General features: G+C 74.5%; 11 protein-coding genes, 1 tRNA gene and 1 pseudogene. 4 read left to right on the top strand and 9 right to left on the bottom strand.

Annotated features, from left to right (window positions below; all coding sequences use genetic code 11):
• Positions 1–1,810: pseudogene (locus EAO73_RS22195) on the top strand (helix-hairpin-helix domain-containing protein); the annotation flags it as partial.
• A gap of 122 nt (positions 1,811–1,932) precedes the next feature.
• On the opposite strand, the gene EAO73_RS22190 reads toward EAO73_RS22195, so the two are convergent.
• Positions 1,933–2,592, bottom strand: coding sequence for a hypothetical protein (locus EAO73_RS22190; RefSeq protein WP_147973229.1), 660 nt, complete (start codon positions 2,590–2,592; stop codon positions 1,933–1,935).
• Positions 2,593–2,639: 47 nt separating this feature from the next.
• Between EAO73_RS22190 and EAO73_RS22185 the strand changes: the two genes are divergently transcribed.
• On the top strand, positions 2,640–2,828 hold the full coding sequence (locus EAO73_RS22185; RefSeq protein WP_018103708.1) for a DUF5703 family protein: 189 nt from the start codon (positions 2,640–2,642) through the stop codon (positions 2,826–2,828).
• Between the two features lie 95 nt (positions 2,829–2,923).
• Here the strand turns inward: EAO73_RS22185 and EAO73_RS37235 are convergent, their stop codons facing one another.
• The 3 genes from EAO73_RS37235 to EAO73_RS22170 form a co-directional block, all read right to left on the bottom strand.
• A complete protein-coding gene (locus EAO73_RS37235; RefSeq protein WP_147973228.1) occupies positions 2,924–3,667 on the bottom strand; it encodes a chaplin in 744 nt (247 codons plus the stop codon).
• Between the two features lie 135 nt (positions 3,668–3,802).
• On the bottom strand, positions 3,803–4,036 hold the full coding sequence (gene chpH, locus EAO73_RS22175; protein ID WP_147973227.1) for a chaplin ChpH: 234 nt from the start codon (positions 4,034–4,036) through the stop codon (positions 3,803–3,805).
• A 144-nt stretch (positions 4,037–4,180) separates the two neighbouring features.
• Positions 4,181–5,515, bottom strand: a complete 1,335-nt coding sequence (locus EAO73_RS22170; protein ID WP_147973226.1) for a M20/M25/M40 family metallo-hydrolase — start codon at positions 5,513–5,515, stop codon at positions 4,181–4,183.
• Positions 5,516–5,698: 183 nt separating this feature from the next.
• Between EAO73_RS22170 and EAO73_RS22165 the strand changes: the two genes are divergently transcribed.
• Positions 5,699–5,786 (top strand) — tRNA-Leu (locus EAO73_RS22165).
• Between the two features lie 19 nt (positions 5,787–5,805).
• On the opposite strand, the gene EAO73_RS22160 is transcribed toward EAO73_RS22165, so the two are convergent.
• Positions 5,806–10,257 carry a serine protease gene (locus EAO73_RS22160; protein ID WP_147973225.1) on the bottom strand — a complete coding sequence of 1,484 codons (4,452 nt, stop codon included), beginning with the start codon at positions 10,255–10,257 and terminating at the stop codon, positions 5,806–5,808.
• Positions 10,258–10,263: 6 nt separating this feature from the next.
• Positions 10,264–10,584, bottom strand: a complete 321-nt coding sequence (locus EAO73_RS22155) for a CU044_2847 family protein (protein WP_147973224.1) — start codon at positions 10,582–10,584, stop codon at positions 10,264–10,266.
• Positions 10,585–10,725: 141 nt separating this feature from the next.
• Between EAO73_RS22155 and EAO73_RS22150 the strand changes: the two genes are divergently transcribed.
• Positions 10,726–11,709 (top strand): hypothetical protein, encoded by a 984-nt coding sequence (locus tag EAO73_RS22150; protein WP_147973223.1) that lies wholly within the window; start codon positions 10,726–10,728, stop codon positions 11,707–11,709.
• Between the two features lie 11 nt (positions 11,710–11,720).
• On the opposite strand, the gene EAO73_RS22145 is transcribed toward EAO73_RS22150, so the two are convergent.
• The 3 genes from EAO73_RS22145 to EAO73_RS22135 are packed head-to-tail and all read right to left on the bottom strand — an operon-like array spanning position 11,721 to position 17,700.
• A complete protein-coding gene (locus EAO73_RS22145; RefSeq protein WP_224756391.1) occupies positions 11,721–13,937 on the bottom strand; it encodes an AAA family ATPase in 2,217 nt (738 codons plus the stop codon).
• Positions 13,883–16,528 (bottom strand): hypothetical protein, encoded by a 2,646-nt coding sequence (locus EAO73_RS22140; protein ID WP_224756390.1) that lies wholly within the window; start codon positions 16,526–16,528, stop codon positions 13,883–13,885. Before EAO73_RS22140 ends, EAO73_RS22145 begins: the two co-directional genes overlap by 55 nt.
• On the bottom strand, positions 16,525–17,700 hold the full coding sequence (locus EAO73_RS22135; protein WP_147973222.1) for a hypothetical protein: 1,176 nt from the start codon (positions 17,698–17,700) through the stop codon (positions 16,525–16,527). Before EAO73_RS22135 ends, EAO73_RS22140 begins: the two co-directional genes overlap by 4 nt.
• Positions 17,701–17,722: the final 22 nt, after the last annotated feature.

Genomic DNA, 17,722 nt, shown 5'->3' with positions numbered 1-17,722 from the left:
CCGGGCGGCGGGCTGGGCCAGGGCCGCGGGGGCCCCGCCGGCGGAGAGCACGGCCGCCCCGCCCGAGGCCGTCGACGCCGTGGCGGCCGTGCTCTCCGCCGGCGGGGCCCCCGCGGCCCTGGCCCAGCCCGCCGCCCGGCTGCTCGGTGACCGGGCCGGCGAAGTCCTGCGCGAGGACCCCTGGCAGCTGCTGGCCCTGCCCGGCGTCGGGCCCGACCAGGCGGACGGGTTCGCGCGGGCCCTGCTCGGCGCGGCCGCCGGGCCGGACGACGAGCGGCGCACCGCCGCCCTGACCGGATGGCTCCTGGAGCAGGCCGCGCTCCGGGGCCACACCGCGCTGGACGCCGGGCAGGTGCGTACGGCGCTGGGCGGCCGGGGGGTCACCGACCCCGCCGCGGCCGTGCGGCACGCGATCACCGAGGGCGTCGTGCTGGTCTTCCAGGACGGCCCCGAGGAGCCCGGCGAGGACACGGAGGAGTCCGCCGAGGCGGCGGAACCCGCCGCCGCCGTAGAGGTGCTTCTCGGCCTCGACCGGTACGCGCTGGCGGAGGAGAGCCTTGCCGACGGGCTCGCCCGGCTGGTCAACGGCGGCGACAAGGACGCGGACTGGTCGCAGGCGGCCTCCGCCGCGCCCTCCCCGTCGGCCGCCGAGCTGATCCGGGCGGCCGGTGCCCACGGCCTCGTCGCGCACACCGGCGGCGAGGCGGCACGCGCCGAACCCGCCGCGCTGATCGCCGCCGCGCGCGGGCTCGGCCTGCGCGCCCTGGGCGCCGCGCACAGCGTGGACGGCCGCAGGCGGCTCGCCGAGGACACGGGCGACCCGGAGTCGGCCGTCACGCTCGCCGGGCTGCTGTCGGGCACCGAGGGGCCGGGGCGGGACGAGGAGGGGGCGCTCGCCCTCGACCTGCTCGTCGTGCTGGACGCCCCGCAGCTGGACGTCGAGACCGGCGCGATGCTCGTGGAGTCGCTGGCCGACGGCGCCCGTCTGGTGCTCAGCGGCGACCCGGGCGTGCTGGGTTCGGCGGGCGCCGGGCAGGTCTTCGCCGATGTGCTGGCCGCCCGCGCCTGCCCCCGCGTCGTCTCCCGCACCCCGGACGCCGGCCCGATCGGCGAGCTGGTCTCGGGCATCGGCATCGGTGAGCTGAACCAGGTGGAGGCGCCCGGCAAGGAGGTCGTCATCGTCCCCGTGCGGGACGCGGGCGAGGCGCTGCACCGCACGGTGCAGCTGGTGGCCGACTCGGTGCCGCGTGCCATCGGGGTGCCGTCCGGCGACACCCAGGTCATCACCGTCGGCCACGGCGGGGCCGCGGGCACCCGGGCGTTGAACGAGGCGCTGAAGCAGCGGCTCAACCCGGGCCCCGGGCGCTTCGGCGGCTTCGACCCGGGCGACCGGGTCGCCCATGTCCCGGCGCCGGGACGGACGGTGCCCGGCGTGGTCGTGTCGGCGGACGCGGAGGGCCTGCACCTGGACTGCGCCGGGACCCCGGTCGTCGTACCGCAGGAGCTGGTGGCCGCGTCCGTGCGCCATGCCTGGGCGCTCAGTGCGCACCAGGCCGCCGGGACGCGGTGGCCGGCGGCGGTCGTGGTGCTGCCGGGCGACGCGGCGCGTGGGCTGAGCCGGCCGTGGGTCTACACCGCGTTCGGCCGGGGCGAGCGGCACCTGTCCGTGGTGCACGGCGTCGACCAGGCCCTGCCGCACGCGGTGGCCGAGGGGCCCGCCCAGGAGCGCAGCACCCGCCTGCGGGCGCTGCTGGAGGCGTCGCAGGAGTCGCAGGACCCGCAGGACCCGCAGGACCCGCAGGAGCAGTGACGGCCGGGGAAGGGGCTCGCGGGCTCCCCCGAGCGCGCCGGAGGGCCCCCGGGCGCGGAGGGCCCCCGCGGACGCATGGAGCGTTCGCGGGGGCCCTCCGGTCGTTCCGGGGCGGGTGGCCGTCAGGCGATGTTGTGCGCCGGTCCCTCCGGGTCGTCGTCGAGCTCGTCGTCGTCGAAGACCGCGCTGACGTCGAAGCGGCAGACCACCAGCTCCGGGTCCGCGTCGTCGAAGGGGGCGGCCAGCCACTCCCCCGGCTCCGGCAGCTCGTCCGCCGCCGCGACCCAGAGCGTGGAGTCGCCCTCCTCCAGGCCGAACTCCGTGTGCCGGGAGGCGATCTCGTCCGCCTCGTACTCCCCGAAGAGCACCCCCAGCGCCGCGTGCACGCTGCCGCCGACGACCGCCGCGCCCGCGCTGTCCCGGTCGTCCGGGTCCGCGTCGGCGAGGCGCTGCGCCTGGGCCAGCAGCCGCTGGGGCTCCACCACCGCGTAGTCGCGGCGGATCAGCACGCTGAGCGCGTGCGGCTCGTCGGGTCCGTTGTAGGGCGGCAGGGAGTCCTGCTCGCCCGGGATCTCGAACGGGGTGACCTCGTCGTGGCGGTCGTAGAGGAGTTCGTCGTAGGCCTCGGCCGCGGCGGCCAGTGCGTTGAACGCGTCGTAGACAGCGGGATCATCGTCCCCCGACCGGCGTTCGACCGCCGCGAGGTGGTGGTCGATCGCGGCTTTGACCGCATCGGCGGCGGCGCGTACCTCGGCAGCGGTGGGCTGCGCAGCATCAGACATGGGGCAGACGCTATCCGTACCGGGGCCTTGCCCGCACAATGGATTCGATGCCGGAATACGAATTTGTCGATGTGTACGTGCCACGCGGGGTGTCCCGGAAGGACACGGCCCGCCTGTTGACCGACCATGCCGAGTACGGGCACTGGGAACTGGACCGTCTGACACTGCGCCGGGACGGCAGCCGCCGCGTGCGGCTGCGCCGCCGGATCATCCGTCAGCTGCGGGCCACATGGTGAGCCGGACGGACCGGCCACACACCGTCTGAGCACGCGGAACGGGCCCCGCGGTGACCGCGGGGCCCGTTCGCCTCTTCTCGTCGCGCTCGCTGCCGTCAGGCGGCGGCCTTCGCGCGGCGGTAGAGCACCGTGCCCGCGCCGGCCAGCAGCAGGCCCGCGCTCGCCGGGATGAGCACGTCGAGCCCGCCCGCGCCGGTGTGGGCGAGCTGCGGCGCCTCCGGCGGGGTCTGCGGCTCCGGCACGTTCGGGACGTGCGGCTCGGGAGTCGGCGGGGTGACGTGGCGGACCGGGGGTTCCGGAACGTCGACCGGCGGCGTGCTCTCGTTCTCGCACTCGTTGCCGAACGCGGGGTTCAGCAGACCGACGACGTCGATGCTGTTGCCGCAGACGTTCACGGGAATGTCGATGGGCGCCTGGATCTGGTTGCCCGAGAGCAGACCGGGTGATCCGTGCGTGTACCCCTCCGCGGTGGCCCCGCCCCCGTTGCCGCCGGGAGCCCGGTGCTTGCCGGTGCCCCCCTTCGCCCCCTGGCCGTGCTCGTCGGAGGCGTGGCCCCCGGCGTGGCTGCCGGACGTGCCCGAGGCGGACGTGCCGTCCGAGCCGTTCTTGCAGGCGTTGCCGAAGGTCGGGTTGAGCAGCCCGACGACGTCCACGGAGTTCCCGCAGACGTTGACCGGCACACTGACCGGAACCTGTACCGAATTCCCTGACAGCACCCCCGGGGAATTCGACGCGCCGCCGGACGCTCCCGCGTCGGCGTGCGCATAGCCGCCGCCGAGGGCGAGAACGCCGCCCGCGGCCGCCATGGTGATCAGGCCTTTTCGCGTGACCTGTCGCATAGGTGTTTCCTGCCTTCTACCTTCCGGAGTACCCCCGGACTACCGTGCGGAGGCAAAGGACCCGACGGCCCCGGAGCGCATGGAGTGCGCTCCGGGGCCGAGCGGGCTCAAACCCTTACGGGTTGACGCGCAACGTCAGTCGTTGACGCAGACGTTGCCGAAGGCCGGGTTCAGCAGCCCGATCACGTTGATCGTGTTGCCGCACACGTTCACGGGAACGTGGACGGGAACCTGGATGACGTTGCCCGAGATGACGCCGGGGCTGCCGATGGCGGCACCCTGGGCACCCGAGTCGGCGACGGCCATGCCGGCGCCGGCGAGCACGAGGCCACCGGTGACAGCCGCGGCGGCGGCGATCTTCTTGATCATGTTTCCTCCTAGTTGGCAAAGCGCGGTCCCAGCCGCGGACCGCATCACCTGTAACGAGGAGGGGGTGACAGGGCTACGAGCCGAACGCTCCATTCACTCGTTCCGGTCACAGGCGTACACGCTGGCGAATTACGCCGTGGCGGGTCAGCTGTGGTCGATGAAACGGTCCAGGACCCGGGCGCCGAATTTCAGCCCCTCGACCGGAACCCGCTCGTCCACGCCGTGGAACATGCCGGCGAAGTCGAGCTCCGGCGGCAGCTTCAGCGGGGCGAAACCGAAGCAGCGGATGCCCAGATCGTCGAAGGACTTGGCGTCCGTACCGCCGGAGAGCATGTACGGGACGGCGCGGGCGATCGGGTCCTCGGCCTTGAGCGCCGTCTGCATCGCGTCCACGAGCGCACCGTCGAAGTCGGTCTCCAGCGCCTTGTCCCCGTGCACGTCCTCGCGCCGCACGCGCGGGCCCAGGATGCGGTCGAGGTCGGCCAGGAACTCCTCCTCGTACCCCGGCAGGAAGCGCCCGTCGACATGGGCGGTGGCCTGTCCGGGGATCACGTTGACCTTGTAGCCGGCGCCGAGCATGGTCGGGGCGGCGGAGTTGCGCAGGGTGGCGCCGACCATCTTGGCGATGCCGCCGAGCTTGGCCAGGGTGGCCTCCATGTCCTCCGGGTCCAGCGGGGTGCCGAGCGCGTCCGACAGCTCGTCCAGGAAGGAACGCACCGTCTTGGTCACCCGTACCGGCCAGGTGTGCCGGCCGAGCCGTCCGACGGCCTCGCACAGCTCGGTGATCGCGTTGTCGTTGTTGGTCATCGAGCCGTGGCCCGCCGTGCCGTCCACGGTCAGCCGCATCCAGTGCATGCCCTTCTGGGCCGTCTCGACGAGGTAGAGCCGCAGATTCTCGTTGACGGTGAACGAGAAGCCGCCGACCTCGCCGATCGCCTCGCTGACGCCCTCGAACAGGCCGGGGTGCTTGTCCACGAGGTAGCGGGCCCCGTACGTGCCGCCGGCCTCCTCGTCCGCGAGGAAGGCCAGCACGATGTCGCGCGGGGGCTTGCGGCCGCTGCGCATGCGCTCGCGGACCACCGCCAGCGTCATCGCGTCCATGTCCTTCATGTCGACCGCGCCCCGGCCCCACACGCAGCCGTCCGCGATCTCGCCGGAGAAGGGGTGGTGCGTCCAGTCGTGGGCGTTGGCCGGGACGACGTCGGTGTGGCCGTGGATCAGCAGGGCCGGCCGGGACGGGTCCTCGCCCTCGATCCGCGCCACGGTGGAGGCGCGGCCCTTGTGGGACTCGAAGATCTTCGGTTCGAGCCCTACCTCCGCGAGCTTCTCCGCCACGTACTCGGCGGCCGCCCGCTCGCCCGGCCCCGAGTGGTCGCCGTAGTTGCTGGTGTCGATCCGGATCAGGTCACGACAGAGGTCCACCACCTCGTTCTCGGCGGTCTCGCCCGAGCCGCTCCGGGCCCCATTGCTCTCGCTCACGCTGGTTCCTTCCACTGTCGCTGTGGTGCTCCCCCTCATCCTCCCGCGCGCCGCCCGCGCGCCCAAGGCCCCCCGCGCCTCGTCATGCGGCCTTCACACGAGACCGGGCGTGATCGAGCACCCTCCAATGTTTGCTATGGTTTTCCACGTCGGAACGGGCCAGGCCCGCGAGACAGACACCTTGTCCGGGTGGCGGAATGGCAGACGCGCTAGCTTGAGGTGCTAGTGCCCTTTATCGGGCGTGGGGGTTCAAGTCCCCCCTCGGACACCAGCCACAGGCCCACGGTTCCTCAGGAACCGTGGGCCTGTGTCGTTGTACGGTCCTCCCCGGTGCGGCCGGCCAGGCCGTACCAGAACGCCGCCTCCTCGTGCGCGCCCTCCGCGTCCGCCACATCGCCCAGCAGCGCGAGCAGCGCCGGCGGGAGCGGGTGCGGGGCCGGAGCGGCGGGGGCCGGGTGGGCGGGGCGGGGCAGGGTGAGCGTCGGACGGTCGGTGCCCGGCGGCCGGTGCGGGGTGTCCTCGTCGATGGCCGTCTCCTCGTCCGGGGCTGTGTCCTCGTCGTCCTCGTCGTCCGCCACCAGCGGCCGGTAGATCTCCATGGCCCGCTCCCGCTGCCCGGCGCTCAGCAGCAGTTCCGCGTACGTCTGGCGGGCGCCGGTCTCCGTGTCGCCGTCGCCGCCGGCGCACTCGATGGCCGCCTCCAGCCAGGGGTACGCCTCCTCCGGGCGGTTGTCCGCCGCCAGGACCCGGCCGAGCAGCAGCAGGGCCTGCGGCCGGTGCTCGGTGTCGTCGGAGCGGGCCAGCGGCAGCAGGACCTCCTCGGCCTCGGGCAGCAGGCCCAGCCGGAAGAGGGTGCTGCCGAGGTAGCGGCGGGCGAGCGGTTCGGTCTCCGGGTCGCCGGCGGCGAGGGCGTCCGTCAGCAGCTCGCGCGCGCCCTCCAGGTCGTTGACCGAGCGCCGGACGACGCCGAGCAGCGCACCGATCCGGGGAGCGGTGCCGGGGCCCGCCAGCTCCAGCGCCGCTTCGAGCAGTTCGCCGGCCGTCTGGACCTCGCCGGTCTCCAGCAGGTATTCGCCTGCGCCGAGGTAGCCGGCGACGATGGCCTCCGCGTCGCCGGAGTCCTCCACCCGGACCAGGAGCGCCTGCGCGGCCTCCGGGTCGCGGTGCAGCAGCCGGACGGCGAGCCAGGCGCGGGCCACCTCGGTGACCTGGGACGGTTCGCCGTCGACCACCGTGCGCACCAGGGCCTCGGCGGCCTCGTCCTCGCCGTCGGCGGCCAGGCACTTGGCGAGGTGGAAGCGGGCGAACTGGGAGGCGGCGCCGACATCGGCGTCGGCCGCGGCCCGCAGCTGCTCCCGGCCCTCCTCGTGCCGTTCGTTGCCGATGTGGACGACGCCGAGGACACCGCGCGCCCAGGCCTCGGCGCCCGGGTCGTCCGACTCGGCCACCACCAGGAGCAGGCGTTCGGCCTCCTCGAAGTCGCCGTGGTCGGCGAGCATGACGGCCAGGTCCATGCGGGCGATCAGCGACCACTGGGCGTGCCCGGAGTCGATGGCGACCCGGTAGTAACGCTCGGCCTCGTCGACGCGGCCCTCGCGGACGAGGAGGTCGCCCAGCAGGTCGGCGGCGCGGGGGCCCTGGTGCGGGTGGCCGGATCCGATGACGCTCCGGAACAGCTCGGCGGCGGCCTCCGCGCCGCCGTCCCGGGCCGTCTGCAGCAGGGCGAGTTCGATCCGGACGACCTGGACCCAGTCGCGGTGTCCGGAGGCGACCGCGAGGCCGTACGCGTGCTCGGCCTCGTCGATGCTGCCCTCGCGGACGAGGAGGTCGCCGAGCGCGGCGGCGGCGAGCGGGGAGAGGCCGGGGTGGCCGGCGCCGATGACGGTGTTCAGCAGCTCCTTCGGCCGGGCCATGGGCTCCCCGCTGCCGGCGAGCATCAGGGCCAGCTCGACCCGGGCCATCCCGCCCCACTCCGGGTGCCCGGTGGCGATGGCCCGCTCGAACCACTCCTCGGCGGTGATCAGGTCGCCCTCGTTGGCGTACCACTCGGCGAGACCGCAGACCGCCCGCGGGCCCTGGGCGGGGTGCCCGGACTCGGCGGCCTCGCGCAGCAGGTCCATGCCCTGCGCGATGAGCCCGCGCGGGCGCAGCGACACGGCGAGCAGGATCTTGGCGTACGGGATGAGGAGCGGGTTCCCCGAGTTGATCAGGGCCCGCAGGACCTCCTCCGCCTCCTCGTTGCGTCCCCGTACGATCAGGAGCTCGCCGAGGCCGACCTGGGCGCGGGGCACGGCGTGGAAGCGGCCGCCGGCCAGCGCGGAGCGCAGCAGCTCCTCGGCGCGGTCGACGTCACCCTGGCTGATCAGCATGGAGCCGAGGCTGGCCTGGGCGACCGAGGCGACCTGGCCGGCCATGGACTCACCGACCGCGCGGGACAGCGACCACGGCTGCTCGGAGGGTTCGGTGCGGCCGAGGGTGGCGTTGGGGGCGCGCACCGTGGCCTTGCCCTGGCCGCTGCCGGGGCGTTGTCCCGTACGGGCGCCGGCGGCGTCGCCGTCGGCGCCGCTGAGCACGCTGACCAGGCGGGCCTGGGCCAGCGGGGCGGCCTCGGTGTCGCCGGCCGCGACGATCGCCTCCAGCATGCGTTCGGCGCGTTCGTCCTCGCCGTCCGCGAAGAGCAGGGTGGCCAGGCCGACCTGGGCGACCTGGGAGAGCTGGGGGTCGCGGGCGGCGACGGCGCTCTCCAGGAGCTGCCGCGAGCGGGTGCGGTCGCCGTACATCATGAGCAGTTCGGCCAGGACGGCCTGGGCGAGCGGGACGACGCTGTCCACGGCCGACGCGACGGCGCGCTCCAGGAGCCGGGCCGCCGCATCGAAGTCGGCCAGGTAGAGGTACATCTCGCCGAGCATCAGCGCGGCCCAGGCGGCGCTGTCGCGGTCGTCGGCGGCGTCCGCGATGCGCTCCAGGAGCCGTTCGGCGATCCCGGCCTCGCCACGCACGAGGGCGGTGTAGGCGCTGGGCAGGAGTTCGGCGGCGGGGCGGCGGTCGGCGAGGTACTTCCAGGCGAACCAGGGGACGAGCGCGGAGGGGTCGTCGTCGCGGCTGTCCAGGTACTCCGAGAGGTACGGCGTGCCGGCGTAGCCGTCGGGACCGGGTGCGCGGTGGACGAGCGCGATGGTGCCGGCGACCGGTTCGCGGGCCCAGGCCAGGGCCGTGCGGTAGGCGGTGTCGTCGGCGTCCAGCGCGGGGTGGTGCTCGGCCAGGTAGGCGGCGAACAGCTCGCGCAGGACGGCGTCCGGGACGGGGTCGGTGACGCCCATCCGCATCCAGTCGGCGGCGGCGCGCGCCAGGGCCCAGCCGGCCGGGCAGCTCTCGGCGCCGTCGGTGAAGCGCTGCTCCAGGCTGGGCGCCGCGACCATGAGTTCGCCGATGCCCCGGGCGGTGAAGTCCTCGCCGGGATACATCTCCCGGGCCGCCTCGGCGTCCTGCGGGCCCAGCAGCGAAGGCAGTTCGACGGTGGCCGCCTTGTTGAGCACGGTACGGGCGATGCGGCCGACGTCGTTCTCCATGGCGGTCAGCGCGGCCCGCTGCTTGGCGGGGATCGTCGCCACGATCGTGACGGCGGGGCGGCTGCGGGCCAGCCGGTCCAGGATCTGGAGGTCGAGGCCGCCGGGGTGGAGATAGCGGTGCAGGTCGTCGAGCCAGAGCACCACCCGGTCGGAGCCGGTGGGCAGCGTGAGCCGGCTGAGGTCGTCCAGGGTCCGGCGCGCGGAGTCGCCGGGGCGCGGCACGACGAGCCGGGCGTCGGGCATCGCCCGTACCAGCGCCTCGTACAGCGTGCGGGATTTGCCGGCCTTGGAGCGCCCGGCGAGCAGCACGAACCGGTGCCCGGTGAGGAGTTCGGCGAGGCGGTCGTCCTGGGGGCTGCGGCGGACGTAGGGGGCGCGGTCCGTGCCGCCCCGGCCGGGGTCGCTGTACTTGGAGCGGCAGACGCCGATGTCGTACGGGTCCACCTCGTCGGCCCTCGGGATGCGGCCGTCCTCGGTGAGCGGCGTCCACAGCAGGGACTCCAGCCGGTCGCGCACCTCGCTCGTGGTCATGTCCCGGACGAGGGGGCCCAGTTCGGGCCAGTAGCGGACGAGGGCCTCGACCTTGATGGCGTAGGCGGTGCGCCGGTCAACGGAGTTCACGGAGTCGCGGGCGACGAGCATGCCGACGACGCCCCCGCTGTTGACGTCCCACACCGGGCCGCCCGAGAAGCCCTTCTCCAGGCCCCATCCGGTGTGCGGGCCCGCCTCGACCTGGATCCACTCGCTGCCTGCGTGCCCGATGATGTCGCCGCGCACCGGGACGCCCCGGCGCTTGTGCTCCTCGGGGTAGCCGTAGGCGCGGAAGCGGTGGTCCCAGGTGCCGGGGTCGGTGGTGCGCAGCGGCGCGGGCACGGCCTCGGGGGGTGCGGGCTCCGCCAGTTCGAGGACGGCGACGTCGCCCGTGCCGTCGCCGGTGTCCGGGTGCCAGCCGCCGGGCACGACCGTGGCGGGCAGCGGGTCGTGCGGGGCGGCGTACTGGAACCGTACGTACACCGGTTTGCCGGGCGGCGCCGGGGCCCGTCCGGGGCCCACGACATGGGCGCAGGTCAGGATGTGGCGCGGGGTGACGAGGAGTCCGGCGCCGACCGGGTCGCCGTGTTCGGTCCTGCGGACGCTGACCAGCCAGGGCGGGCGCTCCCAGTCGGGCGGCACGGGGGGTCAGTCCGCCTGGGGGCGGTTCCAGGAGACCTTGACCGAGAAGTGCCCCTCGATCGCGGTCTTGGCGATCACCACGCCGGACTCGGCGTTGAACTTCATGCCGAACTCGATCTCGTAGGCGTCGGGGCCGAGCGCCCGCACCGACTCCATCACGGAGCGGAGCGCGGGGCGGGTCTGCGCGAGCGCGTCCTCCAGCCGCCGGCCGGCGCGCACGACCTCGCCGGAGTCGCGCGAGATGCGTTCGAGCCCGGGGGCGTCGTCGTCCACCTCGACCTGGAGCGAGGCGCCGTCCGGGCCCTCGAAGGACACGACTTCCGACATGAAGTCCCCCTGTGGCTGCGGTGGTTGTGTGACGGCCGGAACATTCCGGCAGCTCGATCGTATCGGCCGGGACCGCCCCGCGCGGAAGCTTCGGGTGATGTGATGGTGGTGATCGGGTGCACCTGGGGGACGGAGACCGTCGTGAACGACGCCACGGACGAGATCGCTGCCGCGCTGTCGGGCCCCGGGCCGGATGCGGAGGTCGCGCTGCGGGTCCTGCGCCTGGCCTTCCGGTGGGCCGGCGCGGCGCTGGAAGGGGTCGACGGCGCGGAGAGCGGCGCGCCGGCCCTCGCGGCGCTGTTCGCGCTGGAGGACGCGCTGGAGGAGTCCGGGGCGCTGGCCGCCGCGCTGCCCGCGCTGCTGGAGGCGGCGATGCCCGGCGAGGCGGTCGGCGGCGGCACCGAGGGGCTGATGCGCAAGCTCGACACCGTACGCGCACGGGTCCGGGAGGAGCGTGAGCGGACCGAGCTCGCGCACGCCGCGCTGGAGAAGCTGGCAGCCGCCGAGGAGGCGCTGCGCGGCCGGCTCGCCGAGCACGAGGCGCTGCGCCGCCAGGTCGACGACCTGCGCCGGCTGGAGCGCCTGGTGCTCGCCCTGGACGCGCTCCAGGAGCAGCAGGAGGTCATCGCGGAGCGGCTGGCCACCCTGCGCGGCCGGGATGCCGGGGTCGAGGGGACACTGCGCACGAGCAGCGACGCGCTGGTCCGGCTGTCGGAGGACCAGCTCGCCGCCCTGGCCCCGCGCACCCGGCAGGTCCTGGAGCGGGCCGAGGCCGCGCAGCGCGCGCTGGCCGCCGAGGAGCGCGAGCACGGCGACGCGGCGGCGGACCTGGCCGAACGGCAGGCCCGGCTCGAACGCATCCGCGAGTCGCAGGGCGACCGGGTCGCCTCGCTCCGGCGGTACGCGGCGGTGGACCGGGAGCTGGCCGGTGCCCTGGCGGCGCCCGGGGGCGCGCCGTCCGGCACGGTCGCCCCGGAGCACCGGGTGACGCTGGCCGAGGTGGAGGCGGCCGGCGACGAGATCGAACGGCGCCTCGGCGCGGCCGACGAGGCGCTGCGGCGGGTCCTGGCCGAGCGGGACGCCCGGGACCGGGACGGGAAGACCGTGGTGCACCGGGCCGGGTGAGGGGCGCCGCCTCAGTACGGCGGTGGCGGTACGTCCCCCGGCAGGAAGCGGGTGAAGGCCTCGGCCTCCGCCTCCGCGCCTCCCCGGGCGAAGCGGTCGGCCAGACGGGCTTCCATGAGTTCGAGCAGTTTGCGGACCGTGCGGGCGTTGCCGAACCCGGCGGGGTCGGCGCGCCGGACCACGCGGAGCCACTCCCCCGCGTGCCGGGGCACGTCGGGGTCCAGGGTGTAGCCCTGGTCCGCTGCCATCCGTCGAAGGATCTCCAGGAGGTCGTCGAGCCCGTAGTGCGGGAAGGGCACATGCTCGGTGAAGCGGGACGGCAGGCCGGAGTTGGAGGCCAGGAAGGCGTCCATCTCGTGGGGGTAGCCGGCGACGATCACGGAGAGGCGGCCCCGCCACTGCTCCATCTCCAGCACCAGGGTGTCGATCGCCTCCTTCCCGTAGCCGCCGTGCCGCACATCGCTGACCAGGCTGTACGCCTCGTCGATGAACAGCACCCCGTCCAGGGCCTCCTGCACGGCCGCGCGGACCAGCCTGGCGGTCTCGCCGAGGTGGGCGCCGACGAGGGTTGCCCGGCTCGCCGGCACCACATGCCCCTTGCGCAGCAGGCCGAGGTCGCGGAAGAGGGTGCCGACAAGACGGGCCACGGAGGTCTTCCCGGTCCCGGGCGGGCCGATGAACAGCAGGTGCGGGGGTGTCAGCTCACCGGTGCCGTGGGCCTGGCGCAGGCGCTGCCGGTTGGCGAGCCCGGTCAGCACCTCGCGTACCGGCCCCAGTCCCACGTACGAGTCCAGCTCGGCCAGGAGCCGCGCGGGGTCGGGCGCCGGGCGTTCGAGGTAGGCGCGGTAGCGCTCCGGCAGGTCGTCGGGGCCGACCGGTTCGTCGACCCTGCTGCGCACCCGGTGGGACCAGCGGGCGAAGACGGCGTCGGCGAGGGTGCGCATGTCGCGGGCGTTGCCGAAGAACTCGTCGCGGGTGCGGTGCATCTCGGAGACGATCCGCAGGAGCCGGGTCTCGGTCTCGGGGGCGGGGAGGGCGCCGCGCTCGCGGAGCCGGCCCAGGGCGATGGAGTGCAGGGCCGGTGGCGGGTAGTCGGGAAAGCGCAGGATGTTGTCCTCGGCGAACCTGCTCCGCAGGCCGGGGTTGGCCTCCAGGAACTCCCGCATCTTGTCCGGGTAGCCGGCGACGATGACCACGAGCCGGGCGCGGTCGTTCTCCATGCGGGCGAGGAGCGCCTGAATGGACTCGTCGCCGAACCCGTCGCGCTGGTCGCTCAGTCCGTACGCCTCGTCGATGAACAGCACGCCGTCCAGGGCGCTGTCGATCGTGGCCTCGGTCAGCTCCGAAGTCCGGCCCACGAAGCTCGCCACCAGGTCGCTCATCTTCGCCTCGACCACGTGGCCCCGTTCCAGGAGCCCGAGGTCGCGGTAGATCTCCCCGACGAGCCGGGCCACGGTGGTCTTCCCGGTGCCCGGGTTCCCGGTGAACACCAGGTGCAGGGAGGGCGGTTCGAAGTGGCCGGCCCGGCCGCCGGCGTGCAGCGCCCGCACCGTCTCGACCTCGGCCCGCAGCTGTTCGAAGCGCTCGCGCACCACGTCGAGCCCCGGCATGGCCTCCAGCCGCTCCCAGGGGCTACGGGGGTCGCCCGCCGTGGCCCCGGGGACGGAGTCGCGTACCGCGGCCGCTCCGAGGGCGGCCCCGGGGGTGTCGCCCAGGTGCTCCAGCCAGGCCCGCCAGGCGCTCGCCGTGCGGGGGTGGCTGCCCATCGCCTTGACGACGCTGTCGAGTTCCCGCCAGTCCGCGACGGGCAGACCGGTGCGCAGCCGTACGGTGTGGACCAGCCGTTCCACCTCGGCGGCGGGCGGGTAGTCGATCCGGGCCGTTCCGGGCCGGCCCGGCCGCCCCGCCTGCTGGCGGATCAGCGCTTCCAGGGCCGGGTAGGCGTGGCAGGACTCCACGAACCGGGCCACCTCGTTCAGGTCGGGCCTGCGGAAGACCATCAGCCACAGGTTTCCGTTGCCGTGCTCGTCGGTCCAGCTGTCCATGGCTCCGGCCAGCTCGCGCTCGGCGCGGTAGTGGCGCAGGGTGCCCTCGGCGTGCGCGAAGACGACCGCCGTACGGTGCTCGCTCCGGCGCAGATAGCCCTTCAGGGTCATCACGGCGAACGGGTCGCTCACGCCGGGGGCGGGCGCGGGCAGCGGCTCGCTCTCCTCGCGTCCTCGCGACACAGCGCCGGTCCGGCCCACGCTCCGTACCAGCAGCGGCCCTTCCCGCCTGCGTCCCCGCCGGCCGCGCCCGGCCCCTGGTGCGCGCTCTGCGGAGGGGGCGCGGCCGGCGGGGACGCAGGCGGGAAGGGCCGCTGCTGGTACGGAGCGTGGGCCGGACCGGCGCTGTGTGCGGCGGAGCGGCTCAGGGCGCCGATGATCCGGCGGTGCCGCTCCTCCTCCAGCCTGCTGAAGCGCATCAGCCGGGCGCGCAGCTCCTCGAACCGGGTGTCGCGGCCCAGCGCCTCGTACAGGGCGAGGCCGATACCGGGCTGCTGCCGGTCCAGGTCCATGGTCAGCGCGAAGGCGAACTCGGCCCCGCACCGGCTCAGCAGGGCGGCGACCTCGTCCAGCAGGCGGCCCGTGAAGGCACGATGCGGACAGCCGCTGATGATGATCCCGGCCAGTTCGTTCAGTTCGGCCTCGGCGGCGACGGCCAGTCTCAACTGCCGCACCGCGCCCAGCCAACCGTGTCCCCGGCGGTCCAGGTCCGCCAGCAGGTTCTCGGACAGGTCGAGGTCGAGCCAGCGGGCGTAGTCCGGGGTCCTGAGCCGCTGGGACAGCCCTTCGCACACGGTGATCTGGGTGCTGGGCACCTGTTGCATCCACCGGGTGAGGACGGGCCAGCCGTGCACGGGGTCCGGCCGGTCCCCGAGGAGGGCCTCGATGGCGTCGTCCCGCAACGCGGAGTCGCCTTCGGTGCGGGCGACGAGCGCGTGGGCGTACCGGTCGAGGGCGGGGGCGCCGTCGGTGATCCCGCGCAGCCGGCGCAGCGGGGCCGCTGGGCGGCCGCCGGGCCCGGCCGGCCGGCCGAGCAGCCCCAGCAGGTCGGCGTCGGCGGCGGTCTCCGGCGTGAGTCCGGGTGCGCCGGGGGGTGCCAGCTCCTCCAGGAGCGCGGGCAGCGCGGACGGCCGGCCGCCGAGGAGGATCCGGCGCAGGACCGGCCACAGGGGGCCGATGACCCCGGGCTGCCGGTGGTCCCGGGCGGTCTCCAGCGCGGTGCGCCAGGCGTCCTCCTTGTCCCCGAGGAACGCGGCGGCGTCGGCCTCGGTGGCCTCGGCCGCCGCGTGGTGCCCGGTGAGCGCGCCGGCGAAGCGCAGCCAGCCGGGGACCGGGCCGTTCCCGGGCGCGGCGGCGAGGGCCAGCAGGCGGTCCAGCGGACCCAGTTCGCGGGCCCGGTTGCTGAACAGCCCCCGTACCCAGGCGAGTCCGGCCGCCGGGACGCCGATGAGGACCCGGTCGACCGCCTCGGTGGAGTATCCGTACTCCTTCTCCACCATGTAGGCAAGCTGCCCGGCCCAGTCGGGGGCGTAGCCGGGCGCGGTCGCCAGCGCCGTGAACAGGCGGCCGAACGCCGTGGGGCGGGTGGGCCCCTCCAGCCCCTGCATCAGGCGCAGATACGCCCTGGCCCGGGTGAACGTCTCCTGGGACGCGGGCCGCGCGAGGACCTCGGCGGCCAGCAGTTCCGGGATGCGCGGCGTCCAGTGGCGGGCGAGCAGGGCCTTCGCGGTGCCGTCGTCGGGGTGTACGGCGCTGTCCGCGAGGAAGGCGGCCAGCTCCCGCTGCCGTCCCTCGTCCAGGGTCTCCAGGGCGTGCAGGGCGAGCAGCCGGCCGACCTCCTCCACCTGGCCCCTGCCCTGCCGTACGGCGTCCAGGACGGAGTCCAGGAGGTCGAGTTCGCGCAGGACGCGTACCGCGTCGGCGCCTTCGCGCAGCGGGACGGGCGCGGTGGCGGCGAGGAGGTGGGCGATGACGTCGGCGGTCGACTCCCGCTTGGCCCGGACCCGTGCGAGTTCGGCGAGGTAGACGCGGGCGGTGTCACTGCCGGGGGCCGGGGGCCGTCCGGTGGCGAGGGGCGTTTCCGTCTGCCCGGTGCGCGCGGACCCGGCGAACACCAGCCGCAGGGCGTGCTCGGCCTTCCCGGCCCAGGTGGCGCCGCTGAGCCAGGTGCGGCAGCCGTACGGGAGCAGGGCGCAGATCGCGTCGAGGACCCGGACCCGTTCGTCGATGTCCGGGAGGGTGCCGCCGCGCGGGGCGGTGATGACGAGGTGACGGCCGTCCAGGAGGAGGGCGGCCATGGCGGCGGCCCACTCGAATCCCAGCCGGTCGACGGTGTCGGCGAGTTCGGCGGCAGGGGTGCGCTCGGCGTGCAGGACGGCTTCCGCGCCGGGAAGGGTCTCGGCGCGCGCGGCGGCCCGGTCGAGCGAGGTCCAGGTCACCCCGGCGCGGCTGGCGGGCTGCCATTCGGCGAGCAGCAGCCGCCAGGTGTAACTGGGCGTGCCGGTGGCGTCCTTGGAGCCGTCCCAGGTGGTGTCGACCACCGCGCAGACGGGCCGGTCCTCGCCGTCCGCGGTGCTGAGGAAGACCCGCCAGGGCAGGCTGCCGGCCGGATCGCGGACGTCCGGGGTGCCGGTGGTGGCGCTCCACAGATAGCGCTGGGCCCTGTTCCCGGGCAGGCTGCCGTCCAGGACCTCGTACCCCATGCTGCGGCCCGGCTCCTTGCCCAGGACGGCCCAGTCGGCGGGCAGCGGCACCGCGCCCCGGTCCTCGCTCACCGCTGCCACAGCTTCGTGCCGCCGGACCGGATGCGCTTTTCGAGGTCGATCAGCGGTTCCAGCACGTTGATGGGCACGGGCGAGGTGCAGATGTGGGGGACGCCCTCGATGACCTCGACGTTCAGGTAGTTGCGGTAGTCGAAGATGTTCTGCGGGTTGAGCCGGAAGCCGATGGCGGAGGTGGCGTAGTACGAGATGCGGGACGGGTGGAAGAAGTTCGCCAGGCCGTCGCGCACCAGCCGGGCACCGGCGCCGCGCACGTCGTCGCACATCCACTGGAAGAAGCGGGCCGCCTGCTCGTCGGGGACGCGGGGCAGCCGGTTGCCCTCCAGGCTCTGCGTGACCCAGCCCGCCTCCACGGCGGGGCGGAACACCTCGGGGTGGTCGAACTTGGTGATGCAGACCGAGACATGGTGCGGCAGCCGGTTGCGGTAGAGCTTCCCGGCGTCCCGGACCCGGGCGTTCAGCTCGTTGAGCATCGAGTAGAGGAAGTTGAGCCCCTCGCTGGCCCGCTGGCTGTCGAGCAGCGGGTCGAAGAGGTAGATCAGCCCCTGGGAGCGGGCCAGCTGGTCCAGCACCCTGGGCCGCAGCGCGTTGGCCTCGTCCCCCCGGTACGCCTCGCCGGTGACGTCCTGCACCTCCAGGATGAAGCCGGTCTCCCGGCTCCTCCTGAACGGTCCGGCCTTGGACTCGTCACCCTGGAAGGACCAGGAGAGCGGCTGGAGGCCCACGGTGGCCTCGGGGAAGAGGCGGCGGATCGCCAGCCGGTTGACGCCGTCGTTGAGGAACTCGATGGACTCGGGGTTCATCCCGCCGATGACCCAGTTCGAGCGGCTGTGGCGCTGCTGCTGCATCGCCGCGATGGCCATGGAGGCGAGGTACGTCGTCTTGCCGGATCGGGGCGCGCCCCACAGGCCGATGCGGACGCGCTCGGAGGCGGGGTTCTCCACGCCCGTGGGGGCGCCCGGGATGGGCATCGGTTCGAGGTTGCCGTCCATCGCCGAGTACGAGGCCTGCCGGTAGTCGGGGACGGGGTCGGGCTGCTGCGGGAGGGTGCCCCAGGGCGCCGTGGTGGCTTCGGGATCGGAGGACGAGGGGGCGGGACCCGGCGGTTCGGCGGGCCCGACCGCGTCCTGCGGGGGCTCGTTGGGGTCGTAGTACGGATCGTTCATGTCTCTCTCCTCGTACCGGAGC

It is taken from the genome of Streptomyces sp. col6 (assembly GCF_008042035.1).
GTDB lineage: Bacteria > Actinomycetota > Actinomycetes > Streptomycetales > Streptomycetaceae > Streptomyces.
The sequence above is the reverse complement of the archived record's forward strand: the minus strand, read 5'-3'. Positions and strand labels throughout refer to the sequence as shown.

Coding starts and splice junctions, on each gene's coding strand:
- EAO73_RS22190 (WP_147973229.1), bottom strand. CDS start 2,592: ATGTCTGATGCTGCGCAGCCCACCGCTGCCGAGGTACGCGCCGCCGCC.
- EAO73_RS22185 (WP_018103708.1), top strand. CDS start 2,640: ATGCCGGAATACGAATTTGTCGATGTGTACGTGCCACGCGGGGTGTCC.
- EAO73_RS37235 (WP_147973228.1), bottom strand. CDS start 3,667: ATGCGACAGGTCACGCGAAAAGGCCTGATCACCATGGCGGCCGCGGGC.
- chpH (WP_147973227.1), bottom strand. CDS start 4,036: ATGATCAAGAAGATCGCCGCCGCCGCGGCTGTCACCGGTGGCCTCGTG.
- EAO73_RS22155 (WP_147973224.1), bottom strand. CDS start 10,584: ATGTCGGAAGTCGTGTCCTTCGAGGGCCCGGACGGCGCCTCGCTCCAG.
- EAO73_RS22135 (WP_147973222.1), bottom strand. CDS start 17,700: ATGAACGATCCGTACTACGACCCCAACGAGCCCCCGCAGGACGCGGTC.